This window comes from Rickettsiella endosymbiont of Rhagonycha lignosa, from assembly GCF_964031165.1.
GTDB lineage: Bacteria > Pseudomonadota > Gammaproteobacteria > Diplorickettsiales > Diplorickettsiaceae > Aquirickettsiella.
In genome coordinates this window covers 1,095,528-1,113,034 of sequence record NZ_OZ035011.1, presented here as the reverse complement: position 1 = coordinate 1,113,034, position 17,507 = coordinate 1,095,528, and the positions used below count along the sequence as shown (strand labels likewise).

The 17,507-nt window shown below is 36.2% G+C and carries 15 protein-coding genes; 8 read left to right on the top strand and 7 right to left on the bottom strand.

Features of this window, described 5'->3' with window-relative positions:
- Position 1: 1 nt before the first annotated feature.
- Genes AAHI99_RS05015 through rodA form a run of 4 tightly spaced genes read right to left on the bottom strand, consistent with a single transcriptional unit; the run spans position 2 to position 4,611 of the window.
- A complete protein-coding gene (locus tag AAHI99_RS05015) occupies positions 2 to 1,585 on the bottom strand; it encodes a glycosyltransferase family 87 protein (RefSeq protein WP_342227207.1) in 1,584 nt (527 codons plus the stop codon).
- 9 nt (positions 1,586 to 1,594) lie between these two features.
- Positions 1,595 to 2,479, bottom strand: coding sequence for a septal ring lytic transglycosylase RlpA family protein (locus AAHI99_RS05010; RefSeq protein ID WP_342227206.1), 885 nt, complete (start codon positions 2,477 to 2,479; stop codon positions 1,595 to 1,597).
- Positions 2,463 to 3,479 carry a lytic murein transglycosylase B gene (mltB, locus tag AAHI99_RS05005; protein ID WP_342227205.1) on the bottom strand — a complete coding sequence of 339 codons (1,017 nt, stop codon included), beginning with the start codon at positions 3,477 to 3,479 and terminating at the stop codon, positions 2,463 to 2,465. The genes AAHI99_RS05010 and mltB overlap by 17 nt, the downstream gene beginning before the upstream one ends.
- 10 nt (positions 3,480 to 3,489) lie before the next feature.
- A complete protein-coding gene (gene rodA / locus AAHI99_RS05000) occupies positions 3,490 to 4,611 on the bottom strand; it encodes a rod shape-determining protein RodA (RefSeq protein WP_342227204.1) in 1,122 nt (373 codons plus the stop codon).
- A gap of 127 nt (positions 4,612 to 4,738) precedes the next feature.
- On the opposite strand from rodA, the gene AAHI99_RS04995 reads away from it, so the two are divergent.
- The 3 genes from AAHI99_RS04995 (at position 4,739) to AAHI99_RS04985 (ending at position 7,337) form a co-directional block, all read left to right on the top strand.
- The gene (locus AAHI99_RS04995) at positions 4,739 to 5,797 is read left to right on the top strand and encodes a L,D-transpeptidase family protein (protein ID WP_342227203.1); all 1,059 of its coding nucleotides are present in this window, start codon (positions 4,739 to 4,741) and stop codon (positions 5,795 to 5,797) included.
- A gap of 91 nt (positions 5,798 to 5,888) precedes the next feature.
- Positions 5,889 to 6,692, top strand: a complete 804-nt coding sequence (locus tag AAHI99_RS04990) for an RMD1 family protein (RefSeq protein ID WP_342227202.1) — start codon at positions 5,889 to 5,891, stop codon at positions 6,690 to 6,692.
- Positions 6,693 to 6,947: 255 nt separating this feature from the next.
- Positions 6,948 to 7,337 carry an HU family DNA-binding protein gene (locus AAHI99_RS04985; protein WP_342227201.1) on the top strand — a complete coding sequence of 130 codons (390 nt, stop codon included), beginning with the start codon at positions 6,948 to 6,950 and terminating at the stop codon, positions 7,335 to 7,337.
- 172 nt (positions 7,338 to 7,509) lie between these two features.
- Here AAHI99_RS04985 and zapE read toward each other — a convergent pair whose 3' ends face one another.
- The gene (zapE, locus tag AAHI99_RS04980) at positions 7,510 to 8,532 is read right to left on the bottom strand and encodes a cell division protein ZapE (protein WP_342227200.1); all 1,023 of its coding nucleotides are present in this window, start codon (positions 8,530 to 8,532) and stop codon (positions 7,510 to 7,512) included.
- Positions 8,533 to 8,675: 143 nt separating this feature from the next.
- Positions 8,676 to 9,332, bottom strand: coding sequence for an alpha/beta hydrolase (locus AAHI99_RS04975; RefSeq protein WP_342227199.1), 657 nt, complete (start codon positions 9,330 to 9,332; stop codon positions 8,676 to 8,678).
- A gap of 48 nt (positions 9,333 to 9,380) precedes the next feature.
- Here AAHI99_RS04975 and AAHI99_RS04970 point away from each other — a divergent pair, with 48 nt between their 5' ends.
- The 4 genes from AAHI99_RS04970 (at position 9,381) to AAHI99_RS04955 (ending at position 13,271) form a co-directional block, all read left to right on the top strand.
- Complete coding sequence (locus tag AAHI99_RS04970; RefSeq protein WP_342227198.1) at positions 9,381 to 10,298, top strand: ABC transporter ATP-binding protein; 918 nt, start codon at positions 9,381 to 9,383, stop codon at positions 10,296 to 10,298.
- A 69-nt stretch (positions 10,299 to 10,367) separates the two neighbouring features.
- Positions 10,368 to 11,141: an ABC transporter permease gene (locus AAHI99_RS04965; RefSeq protein ID WP_342227197.1), complete on the top strand. Its 774-nt coding sequence runs from the start codon at positions 10,368 to 10,370 to the stop codon at positions 11,139 to 11,141.
- Entirely contained in the window at positions 11,138 to 12,085 is a 948-nt protein-coding gene (gene hemH, locus AAHI99_RS04960; RefSeq protein WP_342227196.1) for a ferrochelatase, read from the top strand. The genes AAHI99_RS04965 and hemH overlap by 4 nt, the downstream gene beginning before the upstream one ends.
- A 148-nt stretch (positions 12,086 to 12,233) precedes the next feature.
- Entirely contained in the window at positions 12,234 to 13,271 is a 1,038-nt protein-coding gene (locus tag AAHI99_RS04955) for a hypothetical protein (RefSeq protein ID WP_342227195.1), read from the top strand.
- Between the two features lie 46 nt (positions 13,272 to 13,317).
- On the opposite strand, the gene AAHI99_RS04950 is transcribed toward AAHI99_RS04955, so the two are convergent.
- Positions 13,318 to 15,597 carry a terpene synthase family protein gene (locus AAHI99_RS04950; protein WP_342227194.1) on the bottom strand — a complete coding sequence of 760 codons (2,280 nt, stop codon included), beginning with the start codon at positions 15,595 to 15,597 and terminating at the stop codon, positions 13,318 to 13,320.
- Positions 15,598 to 16,142: 545 nt separating this feature from the next.
- On the opposite strand from AAHI99_RS04950, the gene AAHI99_RS04945 reads away from it, so the two are divergent.
- Complete coding sequence (locus AAHI99_RS04945; RefSeq protein WP_342227193.1) at positions 16,143 to 17,468, top strand: flavohemoglobin expression-modulating QEGLA motif protein; 1,326 nt, start codon at positions 16,143 to 16,145, stop codon at positions 17,466 to 17,468.
- The last annotated feature ends 39 nt before the right edge of the window (positions 17,469 to 17,507 follow it).

Sequence of the window (17,507 nt, the reverse complement as noted above, 5' to 3'; positions counted from 1 at the left end):
TTTATTCCTGATGAAGAGCAACGAGTGAGTATTGCTGACTATAATGCGTACTGTGCAATAGCCAGTCAACAGTGCCTTTGCCAATTGCTTGGTAAGAGGGTAAAAAAACCACTATGCCGATTAATAATAACAGGCCTGGGGGTATTTTTTCAAAATGTATACTCTTAGCACTGGAATTTTTGTCTGAGTTGCCGCTCAATTCGCAATCCTTATGTCTATTGAATACACTTGGGTTGCTCATTTTCACGCCGCCTTGACAAAAATTCGATTGCTGAGAGTAACTATTTTTCGCACTGAAATTTTTGTGTACATCACCTGCTAAACGATAGCGCAACCAAAATAGTAAGCTAGTTAAACTAATCAGGACTAAAAAATAAAATGAGGAACCAAAAAATACATGCAGAGCATTAGTGGTATGGATCTGTTCGCTACTTAATAAACTGATGGGGATATTACTAAAAAAAATGCAAGCCATTAACACTATCGGTAAAGCGGTAGGATAAATCCCTGTTTTTGCCCATTGCCATAAAATTAATATTGGAATACTCAAGAAAGGAAAATAATACAGCCAGCCTAAAGGAGATAATAATATCATAGCGGTGATGATAACTGAGAAATCAAGATCTACTTTTCGTTGTGCAGGGATAGCATGTGCAGGTCGCAAAAATTGTATAATAGCAAGAAAAAAAATTCCTGCTAGCAATGGATAAAGATAGATAATGAGTCCGGGAACGGGCAGTAAAGCCACATTTCTTTCAATGCCACCCACTAGACGTAAGAAAAAACCGTAAATCGAGATATTCCAACTTGAAGCTGCCCATTTTATCTGCTGACATACATGATAATATGCCACATAACTATCAAATCCCAAAAAAAGTGCTGCGATTAGGGCGCAACTGGACAATGTTAGCAAAAATGCACACAAACCTCGCCATTCTTTGCGCATAAGAAAATAAAATAAAAATAAACCAATAAAGGGTTTTAAACTACTTGCTAACGCTAAACAAATGGCAGCGCTAATGATTTTTTCTTGACGTGCAGCCCGCCATCCGCAGACCAGTAAGGGAAGTAATAATAAACTTACTTGCCCAAATTGTAAGTTTACAAAGCTAGGAAAATAGCTGAACAAAGCAATTAACAACAACAATGCACAGGATACCGAAAAAGTCTCTCCATCAAGTTTTTGTTGTAATAATAAAATTCCTAACATTCCAGCTAATATCGAAAGCAAGGTCCATACTAATAATGCATGGGGATAACTAAGGTAGGCTAAGGGAAAGCTAACCAGCGTAAAAAAAGGTGGATTTAAATTTCCACTTAATATAAAGATTTTGGAGGGTGTTGGTTTAGCTTTTGAAGTAGATGTGGTTGTACGCAGTTTGTTTTTTACAAAATAAATTGGCGAATAGATGTTTTTTCCTTGAATAAACAGTTGTTGAGAATGATAAAATTTTCCAAAGTCACTATAAAGAATATTAGTTTTTCCCAAGGTCAATGGATAAATAAAATTAAGTATTAAAATTACTCCAAGTAGAATGATTCCACAGAGCAAAAAAACAGAATGATAGATTTTTTTAAGTGACATATAAGAAAATTAGCTTTTATACACACATCGATGATTCAATCCAGCCAATTGCAGTCTATGTGTGAGTTGTTGTGAACTTTTGCTATTAGGTAAAGGTCCAACGACCACCTGGTAATAATATCTTTTATGTATTGAAGTGGTTTTTACATTGACTGCGGAACGAGTCCATTGCTTAACCATTGATGCAAGCTTCTGGGCAGATGTACGTTGTTTAAATAATCCCAATTGAATATAAGAGGTGTGTTTTTTTTGGGTATGATGATAACCGTCATAACTTTCTCTGCGTATGGAGGTATTATTGGCGGCTAAACGGGTAATGCCAGGTGTAATCGCAACAATTGAAACCGGTGCTGTACCCGTTCCAGTCATATCCAGTTTTTTTGCAGCAGCATAAGAGAGATCGATGAGACGATTATTAACAAAAGGACCTCGGTCATTGACTTTAACGATAATTTTTTTTCCATTACGTAAATTAGTTACTTGTAAGTAGGTAGGTAATGGCAATGTTTTATGCGCTGCGGTCATGCCAGCGACGTTATAAATTTCACCATTTGAGGTTTTAAAATCGTGGAATTTCATACCATACCAGGAAGCAACACCTCGGGCATGATAGCCTTTAGCGCTTTTCATGACATAGTAGCGACGCCCAAAAACCACATACGATTTGGGATTGCCGTGTTTACTTAAAGGCTCTGCTTTCGGTACGGCATTAGGAATTCGATTCGCGTTAATTCTGAAACGGGGGGCTTTATCTTGTTGCAGATGATAACGATAATTGCTGCTACTAGAGGTGGAGGAACAGGCTCCTAGACTTAAAGTAAGTAGATATACAGTAAATCCAGAAATAATTTTAAAAAATAAGCTTCCTTGCTCGGCATTATTTTTTATTGACATGCGGTTGATGCTCTTGTTGGTGGAGATGCTGGATTAATTCACTTAATTGAAAAACAGCCATTGCGTAAAGTGAACTGGAATTATAGTGTTTAATAGTTTGGAAGTCATTAAATCCAAACCAATATTCATTACCATGCTGAAGTGGTAAAACAATCAGGAAGGTCTTTAGTTGCGAAGGAACCTTTTTTTTAGGATAAATGTGATATTTTGCAAAATCCTTTACGGTGAAATTCTCTTGTGATTTAGGTAGATTGAACAGGGCTTGTGATGAAAAACGTGCTGGTACGGCGATAGATTTATTTTTGCTCCAGCCAAAGTATTTTAAATAATTGGCAATACTAAAAATAGCATCATCGGAATTATTAATCAGGTCACTATAGCCCTTATGCGTTGCATCAACCGAGAGATGACGGTAATTGCTAGGCATAAATTGTACTTTTCCGATAGCCCCCGCGTAAGAACCCTTTGTGACCTTCGGATTTATAGCTGGATTTTCTTGGCTGAGTAACAAAAAATTTTCCAGTTCGTGTTTAAAAAAATCTGATCGTCGCGAATGATTGAAACTTAAGGCGCTTAAAGAATCAATCACACGATATTTACCAGTAATCTCCCCATAGCGAGTTTCAACACCTAAAATTGCAACGATAATCGAAGCAGGAACTCCATAGCATTTTTCAGCTTCAGCTAATGTTTTAGCATGTGCGTCCCAAAATTTTACGCCCATTTGTGCTCTTTTCGTGGTAACAAAAATAGGCTGATATTCTGACCAGGTTAAACGTTCTTTAGCAGTAGTAAAAGAACTAATAATTGAGCGGTTCGATTTAACCGTATTAAAAAGTTCTTGTAGTTGTTTACGATCGAAATGATATTTTTCTACCATTTTATCAATAAATAAACGTACTTCGGGTTTATTCGCATAGGCAGTACAAGAAGTCAGGCAAAGGGTAATTAATAACAGCAATGCGAATAAGCTACCTGCAAAGGTTTTGTTCTTCATCATGTTGCTTTCCTTAGTTACCGACTAATTTTCTATGTGTTTGGATAGACATTAGAATACCAAAACCTGCGATTAAAGTAATTAATGATGTTCCACCATAACTAATCAATGGTAATGGTATGCCTACTACAGGTAATAACCCACTGACCATACCAATGTTCACAAAAGCGGCAATAAAAAAACTCAAACTTAATCCTCCACCCAGTAAACGCGAAAAGGTGTCTTGCGCTTTCATACTGATATAAAGTCCGCGTGCTGCAATCCATAAATAAAGACTCACTAGCACGATACCACCGAGGAGACCAAATTCTTCTCCGCAAACTGCAAAGATAAAATCTGTCGTATGTTCAGGTAAAAATTGTAAATGCGATTGTGTGCCATGCAACCAACCTTTACCAAAAAATCCACCCGCACCAATAGCAATTTTGGATTGAATAATATGATAACCGGCCCCCAGTGGATCTCTTTCTGGATTTAAGAACGTCAGAACACGTAATTTCTGATATTCGTGCATAAAATGCCACCCTACAGGGGCGATAATTAACATTAATAAACCCCCAAGCAATAGCCAACGCCCACTCACACCGGCGAGTAAAACAACACTAATACCTGAAGCAACAATTAATAAAGCGGTTCCTAAGTCAGGTTGTTTAATAACTAATAATGTTGGGACAGCGACTATAATTAGTGCGACAAATAGATTGAACAAGGAAGGAGGTAAAGATTTGTCATGTAAATACCAGGCTAACATCATCGGTACTGATAATTTCATGAGTTCGGAAGGTTGAAATTTTAACAGCCCTAGATTTAACCAGCGCTGTGCTCCTTTACCAACAACACCTAAAATCAATACCGCAAGCAGCAAAGTAAAACTAAAAATAAATATCCAAGGCGCCCAGGCACGATAAACGGAAGGTGAGATTTGCGCAAGCATTAACATCACCGTAAAAGCAATCAACATCCGCAAGGCTTGTTTACTAATGATGACTAAGCTTTGATTGCTCGCACTATACAGTACAATTAAACCTATACAGACCAAACTAAGTAAGCCTATTAATAAAGGTTTATCAACTCGAAAAAATTGCTGTATTTTTTGTAATGAAAATCGTCGGCGCTGTCTGCTAATCGCGAGCATAATCTCGGCCTAGTAAAAGTAAATAGCAGTAGTATAGAATAAAATCCCCTGACTTACGCTAAACTACGGATAAAAAAATGACTTATGTAGGTATACTTACAAGCAGGTTCTTGGCAAGGTGCTGCGGTTGCGTAATTACGCATTCGATGTACAATACCCAATTTCAAGAAAAGTTGTTTTTTTATTGGTAATTATGTCGATACTATCCTTTGCTATTGCAATGATTGAAAGTTTTAAAAAACGAGCAATATATTTGGCAATGGGGATTTTTTTCTATTGGAGTGTTGTTACACCCGCTTTTGCATTAACGTTTGTGTTACCTGCACACGGAGATGATATCGTAGGTCATGTGCAATGGACGCAAGCATTACCCGGTGATACGTTTAATAAAATTGGTCGATGTTACGATATGGGTTATTTTGAGTTGGTAGAAGCCAATCCAATGATCAATCCGGATCATCCTCAACCTGGAAGCATTATTGTAATTCCTAGTCGTTTTATTTTGCCACCTAAACGGCATGGTTTAGTCATTAATTTAGCTGAATTACGCATTTATTATTTTCCACCACATCGTCATGTGGTGATAACTTATCCTGTAGGAATAGGTCGAGAAGGATGGGATACACCTTTAGGACCTTCATGGATTGCCGAAAAAATGCGTAATCCCATCTGGACAGTTCCAGAGTCAATCCGCAAGGATCGAGCGAAAGATGGTGTGCATTTACCGGTAAAAGTCCCACCAGGCCCTGATAATCCATTGGGTGGATATGCTATGCGGCTTAAACAAGCTACCTACTTAATTCACGGTACAAATGACTCGCAAGGTGTCGGACGACGGAGTAGTGCAGGATGTATTCGACTTTTTCCAGAAGATATAGAAAGTTTATTTGCAGAAGTGACGCGTAAAGAAAAAGTAACCATCATTGATTTACCTTATAAATTTGGTTGGGAAAAGCATAGACTTTTTTTAGAGGCACACGTACCATTGCAAAAACAGTCATTATTTAATCGTTCAATGATGGAAAAATTTATTCAAGCAAATACTTCAAAAACTGCTAAAATTCATTGGCAATCCGTTGAGCGTATTAGTTTACGAGAAAATGGTATACCGCAAGTAGTCGGGTATCCTGAGACATCTAGACGTATTGCGTCACCTATTCATCGAAAAAACAAGAAATTCACTTGATTTTTTTGATGCACGCACAATAGGTTTTTGGCGAATGCCGCGAAGAGTATAGATAATGGGTAGCAAATCTAGTATACGACAGTGAACATTTATGCGTTGCGTTTCTTTTTGTACAGCAGCTAATTATAAATTAACTCTACTTGCGGATTTTTTTCGTACTAAACGCTATATTGCCAAATTATTCCGGAATGTACTGTATGTCACTAAACAAGATAAACCTATTGATCTTTTTTTCTTTAATCATGGTTGTTTTGTAACCTGGAATCTCAGTAAACAACAAGAAAAAAAAATAATCGATGAGATAAAACCTTTTTCTATAGATCCTTTAGAAAAAATTGAAATGGATCGCTTCATTTATTATCTTGGCAAAGAAACCCGGCTTTTTCCTCATCAACGCTTTAATGTCGATGTGATCACTTTAGAAAGTGATGAATCTGATAATGTGCAAATCAAGCTCGCTATTTCTTATGGTTTAGCACAATCGATAAAACTAGAATCGTATGAAGAATCGGTGAATAAAACTGTGCTTGCGAATAGTCATTTTCCTAGAGAATTAGCACGCTTTGGCAAAATTTCACTATCACGTTCGGAAATTTCTAAACGTATTGGTGAAATTTTCTTGACACGAAGTTCGGTTAATCTCAGTAGTGAATATTTAGATGTTCCGGAGTACTTTTGGCGCTATTCGAATCTAGAATCTTATTATGAAATGACTGAAAAGTTTTTAGATATTCCAAAAAGAGTCGCTGCTTTGAATCATAAACTTGATGTCGCGCATGAAATTTTAGAGATGTTAAATAGTCAGCTACAACATCGTTATTCCAGTATTCTAGAATTTGTGATCATTTTATTAATTTTTATCGAAATAGTTGTGCAAATTATACAACATGTATAAAGACACTTTCTTATACTCTTCACACTTAAATTTTTGTCTGTGTTACCGCTCAATGCGCAATCCTCATGTATATTAATACACTGCGGTTGCTTTATTTTCGCGGCGCCTTGACAAAAACTTAATTGCTGTGAGTATACAAATAGAAAATAAGCATAAAATATTTATAAGGACCTCTAGCAAAAAACTAGAAATATGCTATTTTATAGAATCCTAACCTTCTGTTTACTCCTTATATAATTTAGAGGAATATGAACCATGGCTAAAAAATTAGCTAAAAAAAAGTCTCCAGTGGCTAAAACACGTAAAAAAACTAAAGTAACATCAGCTAGTAAAAAAATGGCTGCTGTGAAAAAGTCTTTTACTAAAACTGAATTGCTTCAGTGCTTAGTAGAAAAAACAGGATTATCTAAGAAACAAGTTGCTGAATTTTTAGAAATCCAACAGGAAATTATTTGTGCGCATTTAAAAAACGGTTTTCCTTTTGCGCACCCAGGCATGTATAAAATTACTGTGGTAAAAAAATCAGCGACTAAAGCACGTAAAGGGATCAATCCGTTTACAGGTGAAGCCACGACTTTCAAAGCTAAACCTGCACGAAAAGTGGTAAAAATAAAACCATTGAAAAAACTTAAGGCAGCTGTCTAAATTTGTTTCCAAAAAAAGGCGCTTTAAGCGCCTTTTTTAATATTCTTCGCATTTGAATTTTTGTCTGTGTTGCCTCAACTCGCAATTTTTATGTTATATCGGTGTAAATTAAATAGTTTACGGCGCTTGTCAGAAATCCAATGCTGTGTGCATTACTAAAATTGTTAACGGCTTAGCCATTTTTTTTAAAAGCAGCTAAGCGGCTTTTAGTCCGCTCATACTCAATACTTAATCGACCTTTAGGATAAATATCTTGGATAGGCTGTGTTGATGTGAGAATCACATGGTTGTTTGTATCATAAAGAATATCAATTAAATGGATAAATAATCTGGCTAGATTATCTTCATATTCACCGATAGGTTTGACATCACTGATTAAAATAGTTGAAAAACGCCGCGCAATAGCTAAATAATCCAATTGACTGCGCGGTATCGAACAAATTGAACTAAAATCAAACCATACTACCTGTTCAGTGCAGCCTAAATGTGAAATCTTGCGGCCATTAATGGTCAATGCTTGATAAGATACTTGTTGGTTTTTGCTTAATCTATCGAATAAAGCTTGTACTTGTACAGGACTTATTACACAAACCAACTCATTTTCTTCGTTGATTAAATGCTGACGCCGATAATCAATCGCACTATCTAAATGGAAAATGCGTAAGTGTTGTTTGATTAAGCTTATTGCTGGTAAAAAAAGTCCTCGTTGCAAACCGTTAGCATATAAATCTTCGGGGGGGGTATTTGCGGTAGTGACTAATACAATACCTTCAGCAAATAAAGCTTTTAATAATTGTGCGAGTAACATGGCATCACCAATTTCATGCACTAAGAATTCATCTAAGCAAATAACATCGACTTCTTTACGTAAACGTTTAGCAATTCGCAGCAATGGATTGGATTGTCCTTGTAGCTGAGCGAGTTCTGCATGCACATGATGCATAAATTGGTGGAAGTGATAACGTGATTTAGTAACAGGCAAATGATTGTAAAATAAATCCATTAAATAGGTTTTGCCTCGACCTACAGCCCCCCATACATATAATCCTTGCATAGATTTTTTTCTAAACCATTTTCGGGGGGTGATTAATTCATCATACACCGCTTGAAATTGTTGCATCGCTAAAGCTTGTTGAACATCTGTCTGTAAAGCTTGGAGTAATATTTGTTGTCTATAAGCAGCTAGAGGCGTCATATTAGAGTGTTGACAATTGCACGATGATGGCTAAAAAGGGTTGTTTTTCTGCGTTTCGTTACTCACATACTCTGTGTATGCTCCGTTACGATACTCAAAAAACAACCCTTTTTCGCTCATCCTAGCACAATTGTCAATACACTCTAGCTAGCTTTTTTAAGTGTTGTTGTTAAGCAATCGCGTAACTCAATGAGCTTGCCATGAAAAAAATGGCTTGCCCCATGAATTTTAATGACTTTTGGAGGGTGTGCTAAGGAATCCACCCAGGAAAATACCGCCGCAGCAGATACCACTTCATCTTCATCGCCTTGTATCAATATCCAGGGGCAAGAAAAGGGTGGAAGTTCTTTAAAAGGAAAGTTTTCAATAGGAGGTGCAACGCAAATTAATTGTTTTGCAGGCCAAACTTTTGCAGCGCGAGCGGCCACATAAGCACCAAAGGAAAACCCCGCCAGCCAAATTGCTGATTCAGGACAGCTGGTTTTTAACCATGTTAGAATCGCTAATAAATCATCGGTTTCGCCAATGCCATTAGCATATTCACCCTGGCTGAGACCGACGCCACGGAAATTGAAACGTACTGTAGCAAGTTCCATGCTGTTGAAACAACGTGCCAAGGTGTAAATAACTTTATTGTGCATGGTTCCGCCAAACAAAGGATGTGGGTGGCAAATAACCGCAATGGCCGGTGGGTTGCGTGTTGTTTCGGGTGAACTCGTTATTACTTCAAGCTGTCCGGTAGGACCTGATAACAACAGCTTGGCGAGTCGATCAGTAGGGAATGGTATAGTCACTGTCATGTTATACTCTTAGTTTAAGTCTATTCATTTTAAAGTGCCATTAAACTTATGCAAGCATTGAGCATCCAAGGTCTGAGTAAAATCTATAAAAATGGTGTTATAGCCCTTAAAAATATTGATTTGAATGTTGATAAAGGTGATTTTTTTGCTTTATTGGGACCGAATGGCGCTGGAAAATCAACCACTATTGGTATTATTGCTTCGCTGGTGAATAAAACTGCCGGCTCAGTGAAAGTGTTTGGACATAGTATTGATAGCGAATTAGAAACGGCTAAATCCTGTATTGGCATCGTGCCGCAAGAACTTAATTTTAGCATCTTTGAAAAAGTGATAGATGTTATTGTTTATCAAGCGGGTTATTATGGTGTACCAAGACGCTTGGCGAAACAACGTGCAGAAATCTATTTAAAAAAACTCGATCTTTGGGATCAGCGCGATCAAATTTCTATGCAACTCTCGGGTGGTATGAAACGCCGCCTGATGATAGCGCGCGCCTTAGTGCATCAACCAAAATTACTCATATTAGACGAGCCTACGGCAGGCGTAGATATCGAAATACGGCGTTCGATGTGGGAATTTTTGCGTAGCATTAATCAACAAGGTATTACCATCATTTTAACGACACATTATTTAGAAGAAGCAGAATATCTGTGCAAGAATATCGCTATTATTGATAAAGGTAGCATTATTGAAAATACCAGTATGAAACATCTATTAGCGACTTTAAATATGGAAACCTTTGTGTTTGACTTAAAAAAACCGCTGGTGGATTTACCACAATCGCCGTTTGCGATGCGTTTATTAGATAATGTGACCTTAGAAGTGGATGTTGCTAAAGAACAATCGCTCAATAATTTATTTGGATTTTTAGAAGGCCACCATATTGAAGTAACCAGTTTACGCAATAAAGCCAATCGCTTAGAAGAACTATTTTTAAATTTAATTGCCGCCAATAAAAATAAATAGTAGATCGAGTAAAATAAAAAATTAAACAAAGTCGACCTAATATACGAGAGAGTGTAAAAATTAACGACTATGCAAGCAAAAGTCTACTGGATCGCATTTATTAGTTTGTTACGCAAAGAAATAAAACGTTTTTTGCGTATTTGGGTGCAAACCTTATTGCCGCCTTTGGTGACAATGACACTTTATTTCTTAATCTTTGGTAATTTGATTGGCCAACGTTTAGGCAATATCGAAGGTTATAGCTATATGCAATACATTGCACCTGGCTTAATCATGATGTCAGTGATTACCGCAGCGTATACCAATGTGGTGACCTCTTTTTTCGGCATGCGTTTCCAACGCAGTATCGAAGAGCTTATCGTTGCACCGTTGCCAAATTATTTACTGTTAACTGGATTTGTCGCCGGTGGTGTTGCTCGCGGTTTATTAGTTGGTCTATTAGTTACAATTTTAGCCTTATTTTTTACACAATTACATGTTTTTAATATTTTTGTATTGCTGACCATCGTACCAATGACGACGATTTTGTTTTCGCTGGCAGGTTTTACTAATGCATTATTTGCTAAGACCTTTGATGACGTTTCAATAGTTCCGACATTTGTGTTAACGCCATTGACTTATCTTGGTGGAATATTCTATTCCATTGATTTATTACCAAGCTTTTGGCGTCACATATCTTTATTTAATCCGATTTTATATATAGTGAATAGTTTTCGTTATAGTTTATTAGGTATTAGCGATATTCCAGTTGTTTGGGCGTTAAGCATCATATTTTTCAGCTGTGTGATTTTATTTTTGATCAATCTGTATTTACTGCATCGCGGTAAAGGCATCCGCACGTGAAATCCGGTGTATTATTGATTAATTTAGGAACACCCTCTGCGCCGACGCCAAAAGCAGTGCGTTATTATTTAGCGGAATTTTTAAGTGATAGACGCGTGGTGGAATTACCGGTTTGTTTATGGCAACCCTTGTTAAAATTCGTTATCCTGCCAATACGTGCGCGACGCTCAGCAAAACTTTATCAAAGTATTTGGATGGATGAAGGTTCACCGTTAACGGTTTATACACAGCGTTTAGCCAAAAAATTACAGACCTATTTAGCTGATCAATACAAAGTGGTGCTTGCTATGCGCTATGGTAAACCGAGTATAGAAAATGGGCTGCGGGAATTATTAGCCGCAGGTGTATCTTCCATCGTTATTTTACCCTTGTATCCACAGTATTCTGCCGCGACGACGGCCAGTTGTTTTGATAAATTGAGTCAATTACTGCAGCAATCGCGCTTTATTCCTAATCTGCGTTTTATAGCATCCTATTTTGATCATCCGCTGTATATTCAAGCGATTACTCATAAGATTAAACAATCTCGAGCAGAACTGGGAAAAAATAGCTATTTATTATTTTCTTTTCATGGTTTACCTCAACGTTGTATTGAATTAGGCGATCCCTACCAGCAACAATGTGTTACTACGGTACGTTTAATCGCAGAATGTTTGCAGTTATCTGCTGATGAATATCAACTGGTGTTTCAATCACGTTTCGGCAAAGCGCAGTGGTTACAGCCGTATTGCGATGTGGTGTTACAACAACTGCCGGCGCAAGGCATAAAAAATGTCACCATAATCTGTCCAGGATTTGTTGTCGATTGTTTAGAAACCTTAGAAGAGATTTCTAAACGTTATCGAGAGCTGTTTTTAAAAGCGGGTGGTGAAAATTTTAATTATATCCCAGCGTTGAATGACTCAGTAGATCAGGTGCAACTGCTGACAAGTTTGGTACAATAAGTGATTTAGTTTCCGTAAATTTGCCGATAAACTATTGCTTGAGTGTGAAGAGATTATATAATGTCGAAACATATTAAATAAATTTTAGCTTTTTATCTAGAGACACACTACAAACCTACCAGGTAAATTAATAATAAATGGAGGAATAATGGATTCAGGAGACTGTTCTAAAAAATGTAATAGCGTATATGATTTTATAGCTAAATTTGAAAAAATTAGAGACTATTATCTAATAAATTTAAAAGATAACTATAAAGATGCAGCGAATTTAGCTTTACATGACGTTAATTTATTTCATACAAAAATTGCAAATTTGTTTGCATTTTTTGACGCGATAGCCGCTTTTTTAACACTTACAGAAGATAACTACATTATTCGTGGGAGCAAGCACCATGGTGCTAATTTTATTACTTCATTAGAATTTTTTGAACATTTTAAAAAGATTAACTTTGATTATCCTAATTTTGAAGATAATATTTTTAGTTCTAAACTTTTTTTAGATGAAATGAAAAATATTCTTGGACAATCAAAGCCATTTATCATAGATATAAGAGGGCTAAAGGCTGATATTGATGAATTTAAAGGAACTATTTGTAGCCTAAAAGATTACGAAAATCTTATTCTCATTCCACTTATTGAGCAACTCAAATCTTATCCAATAAACTTAAACGATCTTAAAACTATAGAAATTTATAAAATTGAAAAGGAATTAAGAGGAAAAATTAAGCATGAATTAAAAATTTTGGAAGAAAATTTAATAAAAGAACTACAAGAGAAAAAAATAAAACTTATCTCCGCTCTGCAGAAAGATCAAATAATGGTGCAAGATTCTTTTAACACGCCTTATAATCAACCAATGGGCACATCGACTGTGTTGAATAACTTCAATACCACTGAAATGGAAAATCTATCTTCCTCATTAACCCCTAATCTAATAGGAAATAATTCTTTTTTCTCAACATCTCCTTTTACTCCTCCTGCCGATCAGCCTAATGAAATTTCGAGATTTCCGACTAAGAATATCATTATCTCTATAGGTAGTTTAAGCGGATTATTCACGCTGGGTTTTTTTGGATATGTGTTGTATAAAAAATTATTTAAAAGTAACCGATTCGCTGCTGATGAAAATAATGACAATGAACCTATGATTGTTATGACACCCGTAACATCTAACGAACCGGTATAAATTTTATTTTATAAAGGGACGAATTTTAAACCGTTTATGTGCTTCTTCAGCCGCTAATCCATGCTCTATGGCCGCCCGACGCTGCCGGTTTACTATGTTCGTTCATTTCCTCTTTAGTTTCTAGCATTGCATTACTCTTTTTTAATTCCAAAGTTTGTAGAGCTCGTAAGGCACTCACTGAAAAAGCAGTGCTTATTTCTTTACCACCAAAATAAGTATCTGATCGTCCTGCTTTGTAAAGCGCATCTTTAGGCCAGGATCCATCTTGCTTTTGTAGAGACTCAAGCTTGAGCTTTTCATCATTAACCTTTTCTAAAATTGCATCGTTTGTATCTAGCCCAAGTGTAGTAACGATTAATATTCTCATAGCAAGATCTAAAGGATCCATCGTTGTATCTAATCGTTCGTGTAGATTTTCAACGAGTAAAGGATAAAATCTATCTAAAGCTCGAGGAGCAAGAATAATAGCTTTAGATAGGTAATACAGAAATACATCGGGTGAGGGGTAAAACCAAGTACCTGCAAGATAAGTTTTACTTTCTAATGTTTGGTACATGTAATCTTCAGTTTTTTTTGCATCAGCGTCCAATCCGGCTTGGTATATTAAACGCATTGCACTGGCGCATATAGTCGCATCAATACGATTTTTACGTTCTCCTTGTGGAGGAAAGTAAACTTGGATAATTCCTTCTTCATTGACATTATCCAGAATTTTTTTGCTAACCGCCCTGAACTTTTCCATATTAATATTAGCATGCCTTAATAAGGCCAATGTACAGAACGCCGTGCTATCTACATCATCAGGCAAGAAACTTCTTTGCGTAAAAAAGTTAAATTTTCCTTCATTAGACTGATCAGTTAAGAAGTCGTTGAGTGTGGAAAAAAGTTTTGGATTGGCTGAGACCCCGTGTAATAAATCCAGAATTAAGGCAGAAGAATAAACCTCAGCGTAAGGGCAAAGAGAGGACTTTGAAAGTGTACGCTCATGTCCTATTCGACTTTGAAAGCCAGATACGACGCTACATGAACTTTCTAAGAAACGAAGGCCATTTTCAATAGGACTTCCCTTTCCCTTACGAAAGAAGCTTTTTTCTATTGCGGGTTGTAAAAAATAGACTGATTCCTGAGCATCCTGCAGCTGCGTAGAAGATATAAGTTGTTCTTTTAAAAAGATACTAGATATAGATAGGTTAGGGGCGGTGTATTTTACTGTGTAATAATCATATTCAAAATCACCGTATCTTTGGGATTGTTGGTGCCAATAGATGTTCCCGTCTACAAAACGCTGTACAACTAATATAAATTTATCGAGGTTGGAATCACCTGGAAAACAGCTCTTTAAACCTAATTCAGTTTTTTTTAGCGCTATTACTAAGTCATTGGCTTTTTTCACTGTCTTTTGGATAGATTTTTGCAGAGAATATTTCTTATTTTTTACGAGTACAAAATTGTCTGTTTGAAATTCGTCGCTCATTATTTCTTTTTTCAAAGAAAGGGTATCATTCACCAAAGCTATTTGAATACAGGCTTGCTGGAAATACTGTTCAAAAAGAGGATGTTTCCTGACTTCTTCTGATACTACAATATCATTTGGCAGAATACTCGCTTCTACCGAAGGACGAACAGCTATAGTCCAATTGCGCGAAAACTTATATTCATCTGTTGAATAAGTTTTCATTTTGTTATGTTCAACACACTCTCGCTCCCATAAAACGGATCGTAGGTTCTTAACTATTTCCTCTATCAAATGTACTATATCTTTTTTACTTGATAAGGCTTCTTGACGTATCATAAAAAGCGCCGTACAAAAAGGTATAAATAGAGGAAAACTCGATTTAGGAATTTGATTTAAGTGAGTATAATTTCCACGAATAACGGAAATAAAGATTTCTAATGCTTCTTTTATCTCCTGGTAAGTAGGGGGAGAGATATTTTGCTTAAAGAATTTAAAATCTGATATTAAGTCATCGAGGCAAAAAAAGTATATTAAAAAATGAGTATATAATCTCACATCGTTAGCAGCCGTAAGAACCGCTGCTTTTCCAATGCCAATGCTAACAAATTTCTCATAATATTGATCATTTTCTCTTATTAAGCCTATTTTGATAGCCCAGTCGATGGCATCTTTCTCAGCTTCTTCCGACCGTTCTTTACTGATTTCTGGAAAATGACCAAAGGGCAGCGCGCATAAAAAATGGCCTTCTATTAGCGCCTCACCATATTTTTCGCTTTTAATGGTTCCCAAATTAAAAGCGACCGCCATATCCTTTCCGACATCATTTTCTGGATCCAAGGGACGGGGACCGACTAATTGATAATTCTTCATAAAGTTTATTTCCTTATAGACTTTTTTGTGAGAACTTTTTTATATAATGTTTAACTATTTTTTAATTTAAATTATATCATTTTTTTTGGTAAAAACCATGATTAAAAATATTAAATAGGTATTTTTTTTATAAAAAATTCCACGTAAAAAATTTTTAAAAAATTCATTTTATAAAGGGAAGTTAACGTTTATAATCTACCTATATATGCTGCAATATGATCAGCTAAAATTTTCTAAATAAATTATTTAAAATCCATTAATATTACAATGAAAAAAATAGTAATTTTCTTCGCTGATTTTAGTTGAAGACCGATCACGAAGCTAAGAAATTATTTGCTTATTTAAGGTTTAGACATTCTTTCCAAGTAACTCTTTAACTTCGTGCACTTCAATGGAAAATTTTAATACAGGCTTCTTTTGTAATAAATCGAAGTTCAATATCAGCATGTATTGATAAATTTTCTTGCAATTTATTGAATGTGCCGCCAATTTCAGCTAAACATTTATAATTGGATCGTAAAGATACAGGCATGGAGTAGCGATGCATGAAAAATTACGAAAAGGCTTATCGCGCACGATTACGCGAATTATCGGATCGGATTGTGCAAGCGCAAGATGCGATAAAGATTTTAGACAGTATTAAATGGGGGCCGGAAATACAAGCCGATTTTTTTAAAAAAAAATGCAAACAATTACCCAAAGTAAATGCTGAATATTATCAAAAAAATAAGTTACCCTTTGATATTCATAAAAAACGTGAAGAGTTTCAAGCCCTCGAACGAGATATAAACCGTGAAGTCGGTCAAATAAGCAGCATTGGTAACATAATGTTGCGTATGTGTCGAGAATATCAGGATGTTTTGGATCTCTTAGCTGCACGTGGCACACCAGAGTTTAGTGCTTTATCACGAGAGCTTTACGGTAGTGCCGATGATGCCTTTTACGTAAATGCGCCGCGTTTAAAAGATTTAGTGCCGAGTGTTTCACAAGCATTAATGAATATTAAGGATAAAACGTTTAATGAATTGGATGAGAAACGCTATGATAGTCAACAAGCTGCAGAGATATTGAATCAACGTTTATCCATTTATTTTAAACAGCATAAATCTACTAAGACTAAACTGCAAAAGCCTAAAATGAAAAAATGGGTGATCATTAGTGATGGGATAGTAGCGGATGCTGCAGCCGGTGCAGAATGGATCAAAATCCGCAAAGATGCTTTATTTAGCGAACGTGATTTACGCATTTTAGAAGTGCATGAAGGTTGGGTGCACATGGGCACCACACTGAATGGCATGCATCAACCCATTTGTACCTTTTTGGGAAAAGGGCCACCTTCAGCCATTGCCAATCAAGAAGGTTTGGCGATTATTATGGAGTTATTTCATTTTGTTTCTTCGCCAATGCGCATTAAAAAATTGACCGATCGCGTCACCGGTATTGCCATGGCCGAAGAGGGCGCTGACTTCTTGCACGTATTTAATTTTTTTCTTGAGCAAGCACATACACCGGAAGAAAGTTATAAAAGTAGTATGCGAATCTTTCGCGGTAGCTTACCGACATTAGGTCCATTTACTAAAGATTTGGTTTACAGCAAAGGCTTTATTTTAATTTATAATTATCTACGCTTAGCAGTAGAACAAGGTTTAGTCGATAGAATTGATTTATTATTTGTGGGTAAAACCAGTTTGGAAGATCAACGTTTATTAGCACATTTGTTTGAAGAAGGGTTACTAGTCAAACCTTATCATATACCGCATCAATTTCGTGATTTAGCCGCATTAAGTTGTTGGATGTGTTATTCGCTATTTTTTAATCAACTGGATTTGAAAAAATTAGCCATAGATTATCGAAATATTTTGCAAGGTTAAAAATTATCAATAAAAAAGCCTGCAGAAGCAGGCTTTTTT